This window comes from Halobaculum sp. MBLA0147, assembly GCF_041361345.1.
In the GTDB taxonomy this organism is placed as follows: Archaea; Halobacteriota; Halobacteria; order Halobacteriales; family Haloferacaceae; genus JAHENP01.
The window spans coordinates 955,474-968,688 of sequence record NZ_JBGKAD010000001.1 but is presented as its reverse complement, the minus strand read 5'-3'; the positions used below and the strand labels follow the sequence as shown (position 1 = coordinate 968,688).

The following is a 13,215-nucleotide window of genomic DNA, read 5'->3' as shown; positions in this document are numbered from 1 at the left end:
GTGCTACCGCACACTCACTCGGTCTGCGTACGATCTTCCCCGTACGGCCACCGCCCGCCCTGCTTCAGCTCCTGTACGTACCCCTCGTCGATTCGGTCGCGCATCTCCGCGCGGCTCCGGTGGGTCGGCTCGACGACCCCGTTCGCCAGCCGCAGGACACCCTCCGCGACCTGGATCGCGACGGCACGGAAGTCGCGTGAGTCCAACTTGTCGAGCGTGTCCGCGTGCGTGTGCCCCCACCCGCGTCCGGACGACTCCGAGGTCGTCGACACCATCGCCGCCGGGACACCCTCCTGGACGAACGCCCACTGGTCGCCGTGGGGGGCGATGGTGTCACCCGTCGACAGCGGCGCGTCGAGATCGTCGGTGACACCCGCGAACAGCTCCCCGAGTGCCTCGAAGCCGTTGGTGCCGACGCGGAGACTCCGGGAGGAACAGGCTCCGTCGAGGTTGATGACGCCGCGGATCGCGTCGAGGTCGCTCGTCTCCGCGGTGTGGTAGGCACCCCACAGGCCGATCTCCTCGGCGCCGAAGGTGACCAGTCGCACCCGCGTGTCGAGGTCGACGGCGTCGTGTGCGAGCAGTCGCCCGACCTCGGCGACGAGTGCCGACCCGGCGCCGTTGTCGTTAGCGCCGTCGGCGATATCGTGAGCGTCGACGTGAGCAGTGACGAGCACCTCCTCGGCCGTCTCGGGGCCGACCTCGGCGACGACGTTGCGCGACTGCGTCGGCTCGTTGCGACAGTCGACGGCGACGGTCGCCTCGGCACCGCGCTCGGCGTAGCGCGCGAGGCGCGTGCCGACCTCCTTCGAGACGCCGACGGCCGGGATCGGGCCGGGTCGCTGGTGGTAGCCCACCTCGCCGGTCGGTGGGACGGCGCCGTCGACGTGGTTGCGGAAGACGAACGCCGCCGCCCCGTGGTCGGCCGCCGAGACGTACTTCTCCATCCGGTGGATCCAGCGGTCCGACTCCTCGGGCGTTCGCGAGGAGGCGAGCGCGATCGCCCCGTCCAACGCGTCGGCGTGCGCCGCGAAGTCGTCGTACGTGCCGGCACCCACGTCGACGACCCGTCCGGTCGCCTCGCCGGCCGGCGACCCCGGGAGTGCGAGCACGTCCTGTTGGCCCTCGTGGTGACGCTCGTGTGGCTCGTGGACCGAGAGACTGGAACTGCCGCGCCACCAGCCGGGCACGTCGAACGACTCGATACGCGGGTCCGACAGCCCGGCCTCGGCGAAGGCGTCGCGGACCACCTCGGCACCGCGGCGTTCGCCCGTCTGCCCGGCCATCCGACTCCCCACGTCGACGAGTGCGGTCAGCGTCTCCCAGCCGAACGAACTCGTGTAGGCGTCCCCCACGACCTCTTCGGGGAGGTGGAGGGGTGCGTCTGTCTCGAACACGCCCGGAGGGTGTGCCGACAGGTACGAGAGTGTTCGCCTCGCGGCGACGGATCGTCCGGTCACCCGAACAACGGACTGTGGTCGCCGTCGGCGAGGTGGAGTTGCGGGTACATCTCGTAGTGGTCGTACCGGCGGGCGTCTTGGAAGCGCCCCATCCCGACGACGCGGTACGGTTCCGGTGGGACGACACCCATCGTGACGAACCGGTCGCGCACCTGACACCGGAGGTGGTGATCGAGGTACTCACGGAACTCACTCGTCGTGTCTGGTGCGTACGGTAACAGTGAGAACCGCGCTTGCGCTTGGTGGGTGAACGGCGTGTCGGCTTCGTCGACCTCGTGTCTGCCGCGGCGGTTCGGGTAGCCGACGTGGAGCCCGGAGACGCCCGTGATGGTTAACTCGGCGAACCGGTGGAAGAACCGGTGGAACTGAGAGAGGGACCTACGCGACGTAGCCGGGAATGTCGGCGTCGGGGTCGACGTAGTCGGGGTAGAGGTCGACGATGCGGTAGTTTTGAGCGTCGTGGTGGGTGCCGTGGCCGAGCACGCGGTAGGCGGCGGGTGGTTCGATCCCGCGACTGACGTAGGCGTCGCGGAGTTGACACAAGAGGTGTCGTGACAGTAGCGCGTCGAACTGTTCGAGTGACTCGACACTGCTGGGTGGCATCTCCAGACGCGTATCGGGGTCTGGATCGAGCCCGTCGTCGCCGACGGTCCGTGTCTCGTTGGTCGCCTCGTAGTAGCGGTAGTACACCTGCGAGGTACTCTCGATGCCGAAGTCTGGGAGGTCCAACTCTAGATCGTCGGCGTCGGCTTCCTCGGTGAACGTGTCGGCGATTCCGTCAAATGCGCCGTCGAGGAAGTCCCGTAGCGAGAACTCGCTGGCGATGTCGGCGGTGAGACGACCGATCTCCTCGGCGAACTGTTCGGCGGTTCCACGGATCTCGTCGAGACCGGCCGCCAACTGGACGTGCTGGTGGTAGAGAACGAAGTCGTCGCCGGCGACGTGCCGGGAGATGGACACCGGCCGTGCGACCTCCTCGCGGAAGTGGCTCGCCTGTTGCCGGTAGAACTGTCCGAAGTCGGCCTCGATCTCGCCGAGCGAGCGGTTCTGGAGGGTACACAGCGTCGCCGCGATTCGATCCGGATTACGGTACGCGGTCAGCGTGTCGTAGTCCGTCTCTCGATAGACGTAGTACTTCGCGTACTTGCGGGCCTGCGCGACGTGTTGGTTCCCGTCCCCTGCTCGACTATCTGGGTCATCGGCGTATCCATCCTGGCTGTGGTACAGGATTTCACCGTCGAACGTCATCTCGATCCCGTGTTCGACCCCTTCGTTGTCCGTTACGTACAGCCCAATCCCGTCTTCGTTCTCGCCTTCGATTGTAGCGTCCATGGCTCGTCAGACAATGTTGATTCCGCCTTCGTCGTCTGTCTCGTGTGAGTCGAGTTCTTCCCGTTGGTCGGCACTGTCGCGGTACTGTTTGAGTTCTTGGATGAGTCGGTCGACGTTCGCGCCGCCGGTGACGGCGGCGGAGGCGAGTCCGGCGGCACCCGCGCCGACGGCGAGTGTGACGAGCGGGAGCCAAGCAGGTGCGCTGGTCGTCGCCGCAGCGGCACCACTCACACCGAGGGCGTTCATCGCCACAGTTTCGCCGACGGAGGTGCTGCTCCCCTTGATCACCTCCGTGACTGCGGCCTTCAACCCGTCTTCGGTCATCGCCTCGGTGAAGCCGCGGTCGGCCGACTCCAACGCCGAGAGCCGTCGCTCGTGCTCGGCGAGCCGTGCTTCGATGGCACTCACGTCGGCGTCGTCGGACTGACGGAACTGTTCGAGCAGTTCCACGTCTGGCATCCGTTGGAGGTGAATCGCGGAATCAGAGAGTTTCTGAATCCCGAGTTTCCCGCCACTCATCACGCGCCGTGCGGTCTCCTCGGCCTCACGTTCTAGTTCCGGGTCGGGATCGATCTCCAGTTGTATACCCTCCTGCGGCAGCATCGAGAGGTCACCGCCGGTCTGCTGGCGGACGTGCGCCAACTCGTGCGCTAAGACGTGCTGGCCTTCTGCGGACTCGGGGTCGTACTCGCCGGCGCCGAACGCGACGTGGTTACCGACGGTGAACGCGCGGGCGTTGATCTGGTCGGCGGCTTCGGCTGCCTTCGGTCCCGTGTGAATCCGTACGTCGCCTAACGAGTCACCCATCCGTTCTTCGACGGCGCGCTGGATCGACGAGTCCAACGACCGGCCGGGCGAGGAGATCACTTCACGAACTGTGTCGGGGACATCGGTCTTGCCGTCGGGACTCTCGCGCACTCGCCGAGCGACACGACCGGTGTTCTCGTCTAACGAGTCCTTGTTGAACTCTTCGATGTCGTAGGGAATCTCGGAGTCACGGCGTTCTCTGAAGCGTTGGATCTTCGACTGGTCACCCATCGCGTCGATGGGAATCCCCTCGTCGGCCCATCGGAGTACCTGCCCGCCGTAGGCTTTCTCCAGTCGCTGAAGCTCCTTGTACTCTTTCGCGCTGGAGACCTCACACCCGTAGTACGCTTCGACTTCCTCCTTCGTGGCCGGCCCGGCAGTGTTCGGACCGACTGCCGAGTCCGACGGCCAGCGTTGGACATCATCACCATCCGCGTCACTCGACTGTTCGCCGTCCGTCTCGGGTGTACGACCCCGGGACCGCCGCGAGCGTCGACCCATCTGTCGTGTCTGAATCTTGTCTGACACCGCTTAATGCCTCTCCCATCATGTGAAGGCTAGCCACCTACAGGCAAAGAGGAAGCACGACCGAACTGACTGACGTATCAGAGGCACCGGCTATACACAGGTAATCCCAACGCAACCACAGCTATTAACAACCGGCGAGCACAACGCCGAGACACGACACTGCGAGGTCGTCACTGCAGCAAAAGTGGCAGGGTGGTGGGACACCCTACCTCCGCAGTGTCGTGCGCCACGCACGACAATGTGTTCGAACGATTCTCCGTCTGAAAAGGATGACGGGACGACAGCGGTACAGCCACTACTCGACAGCTACGACACCCACCTAGAGACACTGCGCCTGCTCCCGCTCCCGCAGTACCGCACCAGAGAACTCCACGGCGCGACAGAGGAGATCCGCGACAGACTCGCGGCCAGCGGCTTCGTTCCCCCGACGCAACTCCAGCACCTCCTGTGCGTCGTCGCGGAGGCGATCGACGACGTACGCGCCGCCGCGATGGGCGAACCCGACCGCCTTCCCGAAGCGCCACGCTACCCGGTCGGCACACCGCGTGACGAGTACGCGATGACACCCGACGAGCGCGAGACGGTACTCGACGGCCTCACCACGCTCCAGTTCACGCTCGTCGAGACGCCCACCCTCCCCGACGGGTGGTCCAAGCGACTTGCCGACCACGACGCCGACGCGGTGCCGTCGTAGTCGAACAACCTACACAGACACCTCACTCGCGGCTCCCCCGACTCCTTTCCCGACACGATCTCTCTCCCGAGCGCCGTCACCACCGCGACGACCGCGGCCCACACCGAGACGCACCCTACGACGGCCGCGACCCACCCGCGACCACCACCTCGACCACAGTATAAAAAGCCACTGTGTGACCAGTCAACACACCGCGACGGTGGCGCCGTACGGCGGCTCCGCGAGCCGCGAGAGCAAGGTTTATATAGAACCGAAACCACACTTTCAGACGACACATGTCTGGATCACAAGGCGCGCAGCGACGCCGTGGCGGCGCACAGCCGTTGTTCATCATGTCGGAGGACGCAGAGCGGACCTCCGGCGAGGACGCACAGTCGGCCAACATCGAGGCGGGGAAGGCGGTCGCGGAGTCCGTACGGACGACGCTCGGCCCCCGCGGGATGGACAAGATGCTCGTCTCCGACTCCGGGGACGTCGTCATCACGAACGACGGTGCGACGATCCTCGAGGAGATGGACATCGACCACCCGGCCGCGGAGATGCTCGTCGAGGTCGCCGAGTCCCAGGCGGAAGACGTCGGCGACGGCACGACGACCGCGGTGACACTCGCGGGCGAACTGCTCTCGGAGTTCGAGCGACTCCTCGAAGACGACATCCACCCGACGACGGTCGTCCAGGGGTACAAGGCGGCCGAGCGCGCCGCGCTGGAGGCCGTCGACGAGGCGGTCGTCGAGGGCGAGATCGACGACGAGACGCTGACGGAGATCGTCACCACGTCGATGACCGGCAAGGGCACCGGCGGGGTGACGCCGGAGACGCTGGCCGGCGACATCGTCACCGCCGTCCGTCGCGTCGAGACGGACGCCGGCGTCGACCGGAACGCGATCTCGATCACCACCCAGCCCGGCAGTTCCGCCGGTGACACGGAGCTCATCGAGGGGATCGTCGCCGAAGAGTCGCCGGTCCGCGAGGACCTGGCGGCGACCCACGAGGACGTGCAGGTGGGCGTGCTCGACGCCGACCTCGACCAGCGCGACCTCGAGGCCGACGCCGAGTGGCAGGTCTCCTCGCGCGACCAGCTCGACCAGGCGCTGGCCGCCGAGGAACAGCACCTCCAGGAGTACGCCGAGGCCGTCCTCGAGACGGACACGGACGTGCTGTTCGTCACGGGTGACGTGAACGATCAGGTCGCGGGCACGCTGGCCCGCGAGGGTGTCGTCGTGTTCGACTCCGTCGACTCCGACACCGCCGCCTCCGTCGCGAAGGCGACGGGTGCGGGCCAGATCGGCGACGTGGAGGACCTCGAAGACGACGACCTCGGGTTCGCCGAGTCCGTCCGGCTGGAGACGTTCGACGACGACTTGGTGTTCGTCGAGGGTGGCGGCGACACCGAGACGGTGACGCTGTTCGTCCGCGGCGGCACGGGGCACGTCACCGACGAGTTGGAGCGTGCCGTCCGCGACGGCGTCGACGCCGCGACGCAGGCGGCCGACACGGGCGAGGTCGTGCCCGGTGCCGGTGCGACGGAGCTGGCCGTCGCCGCGGCGCTGCGCGAGGAGGCCGCCTCCGTCGAGGGCCGCGAGCAACTCGCCGTCGAGGCGTTCGCCGACGCGCTGGACGTGATCCCGCGCACCCTGGCGCAGAACGCCGGGCAGGACCCGATCGACGCGCTCGTCGACCTGCGGGCCGCCAACGAGGAGGGCCGCGCCGGGCTCGTCCAGACGGGCGAGGACACGGACATCGTCGACCCCGTCGCCGAGGGTGTCGTCGACCCCGCCTCGGTCAAGCGCGAGGCGATCTCGTCGGCGACCGAGGCCGCGACGATGCTGGCCCGGATCGACGACGTGATCTCCGCCGAGTGACGCCGCTCACGGACACATAACGCACTCGCGTCGACCTGGCGCGAATCGCGCGCTCGGACCCGGACCGACGCGACCCGGATCACGCGCACTCCCGTTCTCACGTTTCTCTCGACGAACTGCCGGCTCCCGACCGGTCAGCGGATGTCCTGCCGACCCGTGACCACTCAGCCGAGGAACTGCCGTTCGCGAGCGGCGCGGACGACCGCACTCTCGACGGCGTCGCCGTCCTCGCGGTCGAGCGCGTCGATCACCGCGTCCGTCGCCTCGCGGTGCGTCTCGTTCCGGTCGGCGGACACCAACTCCAGGGCCGCCTCCACCTCCGACTCGGGCACGTCGACGACCTCCAGTGACCGCGGGTTGTAGTACGCCAGCGCGGCCTGCAACACGTCGAAGAACCGCGGGAACGCGTCCTCGAGGAACGCCACGTCGTCGTCGGTCAACCCGGACAACCCCATGATCGACGGCGGGAAGCCGACACTGTACAGCGTGGCGGTGTAGGTGATCGCTCGCGGGAGCGTGTCCCCCTCCACGTCGCGGGAGTAGCCGAACAACCCGACGTGGAGCTTCCGGGCGCGACGGTCGGGGACGAACTCGGCGACGCGGTTCACGAGCGGCGCCACCCGCGACACCTGTTCGGAGTAGGCGGCGGCGACGCGGTCGACGACCGCCAGCGCTCGCTCGCGGTCGATGGCGTGTGGCTCGCCGCGCTCCGCGTCTCGGAGCGTCGCGACCCCCTCCCGGACCGTCTCCAGCGGGTAGTCGTACTTGAATGCCGACTGTGCCGTGTACGTCTCGACGGAGGGGAACGCCGCGACCACGTCGCCCGCCGTCTCGGGCGTGAGGTGCCCCCGGAACGGGGCGGAGCCGGCCCCGAGGATCGGGTAGATCGTCGTGTCGAGCTCTCGTTCGAGGTCTGCGAGCCGGGCGAGTGCGACGCGGTTGATCAGGTCCGCCGACAGCGACCCGTAGTTGAGCGCCGGGTCCGAGCGGGCGAGGAACACGCGCTGTTCGTCCACGTCGCGCCCCGCGAGGTACGAGCGGACGATCTCGTCGGCCCGCAGCATCGACTCGCGGTCCTCGATCAGCGGGATGACGGCGATCCGTTCCGGGCGGAACTCGCCGACCCAGTCGGCGACGGTCCGGTCGCCGACGACGTGGTCCGCCTGGCCGACGACCAAGTCGGTGTAGTAGTCGTGGACGGCGTCGAGTTGGCCGGCGTCGGTGACCATCGGGACGATCACCTCGTGGATCGGGGCGACCGTCTCGTGGTCGTGTTCCCCGTAGAACGTCGCCGCGGCGTCGTACGATCGCGGGATCGACTCCAGGATCTCCAACAACACCTTCGCCTCGGACTCCTCGACGTCCGGGTTCGGGCCGCGGATCGTCAGCCGTCGGTCCGCGCCCAACGGCGCCGCGAGGAAACTGTCGCCGTACCGCGAGAGCAGCTTCTTCACCGCGTACTCGTCGCCCTCCTTCCCCTCGAAGTCCCACATCTGCTCGTCACAGCCCAGGTGGGTGTACGCGTAGTACGCCTCCTGGATCTCGTCGTCGTCGGCCACGACCTCCCCGTCCGCGAAGAACGGCGGAACTGCGTTGTCCGGGTGCTGTGTGCTCATCACGCGTGGTGGTCCGTCCATGCGACACGTACACACACGGGAGCGACATAAGTTCACTCACCGTTGCGCGCGGACGAGAACGACCCTTCGAGGTGAGAGACCGACGGCGAGCCGCGTCTCGCCGTCGGTCACTCGACGCCGGTGTCTCCGGGACCCGCTCCGCCGTCGGCGGCGGTCGGTGTCTGGCCGCCCGACTCGGGCGCCGTCGGCTCTCCGTCGACGTCGACCGCGTACTCGTCGGCGACGGCAGCCAGCGACCCAGACGTGTCGGTCAGGTTCGCGACCGCCTCCGTCGCGTCGGCGACCTGCTCGCGCTGTCGTTCGAGCGAGGCCGAGAGGTCGGCGGTGGCGTCGGCCGTGTCTCCAGTTCGGTCGCCGACCGCGTCGATCATCCCGGCGACCTCCTCCGTCGAGGTGGCCTGATCGTCGGTGGCGTGGTCGATCGCCTGGACGCTGGCGTTCAACTCCTCCGTCCGATCGACGATCTCGCCGACGTTCTCCGCGGCGGCGGCGACCGTCTCGCGCTGCTCGCTCACGCGCTCCCCGACTGCACGGATCCCGTCGGCCGTCGTCTGTGTGGACGCCTCCACACCGGCGATGATCTCGCCGATCTCCTCGGTCGCCGCCTCCGTCTCCTCTGCGAGGTTCTTCACCTCCTCGGCGACGACGGCGAACCCCTCGCCCGCCTCGCCCGCGCGAGCAGCCTCGATCGAGGCGTTCAACGCGAGCGTGTTCGTCTCGGCGGCGATGTCCTCGATCAACGTCACCACCTCGCCCACGCGGTCGATGTCGTCGCGGAGACTCTCGACGTCTGCGACCGCCGCGTCCGTCTGCTCGTCGACCGTCGCCATCCCTTCGATCGCGTCCTCGGCCAGTTCCAGCCCCTCGCGTCCGCGAGCGAGCACCGCCGACGACTCCTCGGCGATCTCGCTGGCCGACGCGGAGATCTCCTCGACGGTCGCAGAGAGGTTCGACATCTCTCCGGCGACCTCGCTCACGGCCTCGTCCTGCTCGTCGGTCGTGTCGGCGATGTCGACCGCCGAGGCGGTCGCGTCGGCGGCGTCGTCGTCGATCTCGCCGAGTAGCTCGGAGAGCCGCCGACTCGCCGTGTCCACGTCGGCCGCCAGCGATCCGACGGCGTGGAACGACTGCTCGATCTCCTCGAGGAGCCGGTTGAACTCGGCCGTGATCTCCGTCGTCGCGTCCGTCTCCGTCGTCGACGAGACACGACACGTGAGGTCGCCGTCGGCCACGGCACCGACGACGCGGGCGAGTTCCTCCGCCTGTCGTTCGAGGTCCGTGGCGAGTTGCTCGGCTTCGCGGCGGTTCCGTTCGCTCTCTGCGATGGACGACTCGAGGTCCGCTCGCATCGTCGCCATCGCCTCGCCGATCTCTCCGGGGACCTCCTCGTCCAACACCGGGTCGTCGAACCGCTGGGCCGCGATGGCGTCGGCCTGTGCGGCGACCGTCTCCAAGTAGTCGTGTGTGTCCGCCACGGCGGACTCCAACCTCCCGACCTCGTCTGCACGCTCCGAGTCGGCGACGGCGACGGAGAGGTCACCCTCGGACAACGCGGCGACGCGGTCCTCCAGCCGCTGGATCGTCCCGACCGGCCCCCGTCGGATCACGACGGCGAGTGCCAGGAACCCGAGGAGTGCGGCCCCGACGATCACCGTCGTCCCCTCACGAACCGTCGTGACCAACGCGAACGCGTTCCGTCTGGGTGCCTCCTTGACCACCACCCACCCGATCCCCTGTCCGACGTCCGCGTAGCCGACGACCGACTCGTCGGTCAACGCGGAGCCGTTCACGTCCGTCCCGCTCTCGGCGTCGAGCAGCCGCGCGCCGACGGTCGTGTTGGCCGCGTCACCGCGGTACGAGGTGAGGACGTTCGAGGTGTTGTCGTCGAGCAACACGAGCCCGGTCGCGTCGCCGAGGACCATCGTGTCCGTCCCGTCGATGACGGCCTGGAACTGCTCTGCCTGCACGTCGGTCCGGTACTCGACCACGACGACGTTCTCGCCGTCGAGTGTCGGCGAGGCGACTGCGACCGTCGGCCGTCCCTCGTCGCTGTACGTCCAGGAGACCAGTGTCTCGTCGACGGTCTCGAAGTTGAACCCGACACTGGGGGGCCAGGCACTGTTGAGGTCCCGTAGCTGTCGCCCCTCCATCGACTCGCTGGTACTGACGAGGATCGTCTCGTTACGCCCCGCCGAGTCGACACTCGGACGACGTTCGACCAGGTGGATCGCGGTCGTCGACGTCGGGAGTCTGTCGACCGCTCCCCCGAACACGTCGCGGACCGCGGCCGCCTCCCCGTCGTTGACCACGCGGTGATTCGACAGCGACCGCGTCGACTTCCGCTGTGCCGAGAGCCACCGGTCGACCGCCTCCGCGGTGATCTCGGCCTGCGACTCTACCCTGTCGCGTTGCGCCGTCTGTACCCTGTCCGTGACGTTGTCGAGTGTCACGACACCGACCGCCCCGACGATCACCGCGATCCCGAGTGCGACTGCCAACAGTCGAACCGTGTAACTCCCCGTCACCGCCGAACGGACACCACCGCTCACGTGCATCTCCCCCGCATCGAGACGGAAACAGTAGTAAACAGGTTTAAGATTGACCTTCGAGTTATCGGGCGAAGTAACGGACTCGACGGTGCAAAACACAACACACGGTCAGCTGGACGGTGTAGTAATGCACAATATTCGGACACGGCAACGAGTCCGAGCAGTCGTACGGATCGACCGATCTGTCGGCCCGTCCGCTACTGCTCGTTGCGGCACCGGGTGGGGCGGGGACCTTCGACGGAACGTGCGACTCGTCGGATCTGTTCGTCGGTCAGATCACGAGTCCGTCGTCGGCCGAAGATGGACACCGTCTTCGAGAGACTGCTCGGGGACCCGCCGCGTCGACGCGCCAGACGTGCGACCCCTCAGGCCAGGTCGACGACGATCTCGCCGTCCTCCTTCCGGAAGACGATCCGGTCGCCGATCTCCGGCCCGTCCTCGTCACCCAGTTCCTCGCGAACCGCCTTGATGAGGCTGATACGCCAGCGCCGTGCCACCTTCGTCGTGCCGAGGATCTCGGCTTCGTCGTCCGTCATGCGTCGGTGAGTGAGGGCCCACCGATATATGCACTTTTAGCTATTTGCTTCTCGCCGGAAGGTTCCGGTAGGAACCCGTCGAAAATACGACGGATGCACGACTCTCTGGTGAGGTGGCTCTCGGTCGTGACACGCACGTGGGGTGACAGGTGGTCGACGCTCGCTCGCCGCGTCGCGACCGGCCGCGACGGTCGCCGGGGGCCGGTCAGCGTGCGAGTTCCGCGAACAGCCCGCGGGGGTCACCCGCCAGGTCCGTGCTCGAACACGCCGGACAGGCGACGTCCAGCGACCAGTCGGTCGGCCGTCGTGTGCCGTTCGGTGGCGCGGCCCGCTCGTCTCCGTCGGCGCTCCGACCGCGTGGCCGGTCCCGCGTCGGGAGTTCGGTCGCGAGGTCGACGAGCAGTACGACGGAGTCGGCGTGACCGCAGTTACGACAGTACAGGCTCATGGTTCAGTGTGCCAGCGGGTCGTTTCGTCGGCTGGCACGCAGTGGTGGTCCCGGCTCCCTACTTGAACGCTCGTGTCGACTCGGCGACGGGTCCGGTCTGGTGGCACACTCCGACACCGGACTCGCCTCGCCGTCGTCGGGAACCGGCCAAAGTTTATCCGACGGCCGGCAGACAGTTCGGGGTATGGAGGAGGCGTTCGTCAGACTGGTGTGTCCCGAGTGTGGGAAAGACTGGGAGGAGAACCCGACGGACCTCGACGAACACCGGAGTCAGTTCTCCTGTCCGAACTGTCACGCGACCCGTCGGCTCGCGGAGTTCATGCGGACGGAACGGGACCTGGAGACGCTCAAACAGTTCCAGTGAGCCGCCCGGTGGCGGGTCACCGAACGGCGAACCGGTAGGCGGTACGGCGCGAGGCGACGACACGAGAGCCACTGCGGGCGGTGGGACGACCCGCCGTCGACGCCCTCACGACTGCGTGCTCGACAGCGCACCGCAGGCGTCACACCGCAGCATCTCGGCGCCCTTCTGTGTGACCAACTTGGTGTCCGGGAGTCCACACTCCGGACAGATGACGAACCCCTCCGTGTAGGCGTCCAGGGCGTCGCCGACGCGACGCTGTTTGAACCCGCCGGTGAGTCGTGCGCGGCCACTCTCGTCGATGTGTGCGGCCGTCCCCAGCTCGTTCTGGAGGAACTTCAGGACGGCCTCCTCGTCGCGCGAGAGGGTGTCGACGATCGACTGGTAGTTCTCCACGACGGTCACGTTCCCCTCCTGGCGCACGTCCGGATCGGGGACCTCGAACCGCGAACCACTCTCCTCGATGTCGGGCGTCTCCTCGACTGCCCGGTCGAGCATGTCGTCGTAATCCATACCGACACGTCGCGACGCCGCGGGTAAAACGTTCGCGGAGTCGGTCCGGCGGCGCTCGGGGACTCGGATCGCTCGAACCGGGGTCCCAACTGCCGGTGGGACGACGGGGAGCGAGAGTGGACGCTAGACCGAATCCAGGCGGACGAAGTGAAACGGGAGAACTACGTGCCAGCGGGCCTTGATGTCCGACGAATGGTCGACACCGACGAGCCGATCACCGAGGTGGACGAGGAGCTGCTGGACGAGTCGGCGGACGACGCGGACGACACGCTGCCGGACGAGGTGGTGCTGTTCGCGGTGACCGGGTTGATGGCCGTCGCGACCGCCGGGGTCTTCCTCGTCGGGTCCATCCCGAACGGGTCGGCCGTGATGCCGATCACCATCGGGATCGGGACGCTCGGACTCGGGGTCCGCGCCCGGCTCCGCGAGTCGTGATCGGCTCGCGGCCGCCACCACCGATCCCGTCGACTCTCCGACCGACTCCACGA

12 protein-coding genes and 1 pseudogene are annotated in these 13,215 nt (G+C 67.7%); 4 read left to right on the top strand and 9 right to left on the bottom strand.

Annotated elements, in window-relative coordinates; all coding sequences use genetic code 11:
- Positions 1-14: 14 nt before the first annotated feature.
- From RYH80_RS04650 to RYH80_RS04635, 4 genes and pseudogenes are all read right to left on the bottom strand, one after another.
- Positions 15-1,397, bottom strand: a complete 1,383-nt coding sequence (locus tag RYH80_RS04650; RefSeq protein ID WP_370902691.1) for a M28 family peptidase — start codon at positions 1,395-1,397, stop codon at positions 15-17.
- Positions 1,398-1,456: 59 nt separating this feature from the next.
- A pseudogene (locus RYH80_RS20135) lies at positions 1,457-1,798 on the bottom strand (DUF7958 family protein); the annotation flags it as partial.
- Between the two features lie 40 nt (positions 1,799-1,838).
- Entirely contained in the window at positions 1,839-2,792 is a 954-nt protein-coding gene (locus tag RYH80_RS04640; protein ID WP_370902689.1) for a DUF7958 family protein, read from the bottom strand.
- A gap of 6 nt (positions 2,793-2,798) precedes the next feature.
- Entirely contained in the window at positions 2,799-4,127 is a 1,329-nt protein-coding gene (locus tag RYH80_RS04635; protein WP_370902688.1) for an eCIS core domain-containing protein, read from the bottom strand.
- Positions 4,128-4,365: 238 nt separating this feature from the next.
- On the opposite strand from RYH80_RS04635, the gene RYH80_RS04630 reads away from it, so the two are divergent.
- Together RYH80_RS04630 and thsA are read left to right on the top strand one after the other, a co-directional pair.
- Positions 4,366-4,821, top strand: a complete 456-nt coding sequence (locus RYH80_RS04630) for a hypothetical protein (protein WP_370902687.1) — start codon at positions 4,366-4,368, stop codon at positions 4,819-4,821.
- Positions 4,822-5,096: 275 nt separating this feature from the next.
- A complete protein-coding gene (thsA, locus tag RYH80_RS04625; RefSeq protein WP_370902686.1) occupies positions 5,097-6,683 on the top strand; it encodes a thermosome subunit alpha in 1,587 nt (528 codons plus the stop codon).
- Positions 6,684-6,847: 164 nt separating this feature from the next.
- On the opposite strand, the gene ppcA is transcribed toward thsA, so the two are convergent.
- The 4 genes from ppcA to RYH80_RS04605 all read right to left on the bottom strand — a co-directional run bounded on the left by ppcA (position 6,848) and on the right by RYH80_RS04605 (position 11,853).
- Complete coding sequence (gene ppcA, locus RYH80_RS04620) at positions 6,848-8,320, bottom strand: phosphoenolpyruvate carboxylase (RefSeq protein ID WP_370902685.1); 1,473 nt, start codon at positions 8,318-8,320, stop codon at positions 6,848-6,850.
- Positions 8,321-8,427: 107 nt separating this feature from the next.
- On the bottom strand, positions 8,428-10,875 hold the full coding sequence (locus RYH80_RS04615; protein WP_370902684.1) for a methyl-accepting chemotaxis protein: 2,448 nt from the start codon (positions 10,873-10,875) through the stop codon (positions 8,428-8,430).
- A 359-nt stretch (positions 10,876-11,234) separates the two neighbouring features.
- Positions 11,235-11,405, bottom strand: a complete 171-nt coding sequence (locus RYH80_RS04610) for a hypothetical protein (protein ID WP_370902683.1) — start codon at positions 11,403-11,405, stop codon at positions 11,235-11,237.
- A 205-nt stretch (positions 11,406-11,610) separates the two neighbouring features.
- A complete protein-coding gene (locus RYH80_RS04605; protein WP_370902682.1) occupies positions 11,611-11,853 on the bottom strand; it encodes a hypothetical protein in 243 nt (80 codons plus the stop codon).
- Between the two features lie 184 nt (positions 11,854-12,037).
- Here RYH80_RS04605 and RYH80_RS04600 point away from each other — a divergent pair, with 184 nt between their 5' ends.
- Positions 12,038-12,217: a DUF7836 family putative zinc-binding protein gene (locus RYH80_RS04600; RefSeq protein ID WP_370902681.1), complete on the top strand. Its 180-nt coding sequence runs from the start codon at positions 12,038-12,040 to the stop codon at positions 12,215-12,217.
- 105 nt (positions 12,218-12,322) lie between these two features.
- On the opposite strand, the gene RYH80_RS04595 is transcribed toward RYH80_RS04600, so the two are convergent.
- Entirely contained in the window at positions 12,323-12,727 is a 405-nt protein-coding gene (locus RYH80_RS04595; RefSeq protein WP_370902680.1) for a translation initiation factor IF-2 subunit beta, read from the bottom strand.
- A 192-nt stretch (positions 12,728-12,919) separates the two neighbouring features.
- On the opposite strand from RYH80_RS04595, the gene RYH80_RS04590 reads away from it, so the two are divergent.
- On the top strand, positions 12,920-13,162 hold the full coding sequence (locus tag RYH80_RS04590; RefSeq protein WP_370902679.1) for a hypothetical protein: 243 nt from the start codon (positions 12,920-12,922) through the stop codon (positions 13,160-13,162).
- Positions 13,163-13,215 lie beyond the last annotated feature (53 nt).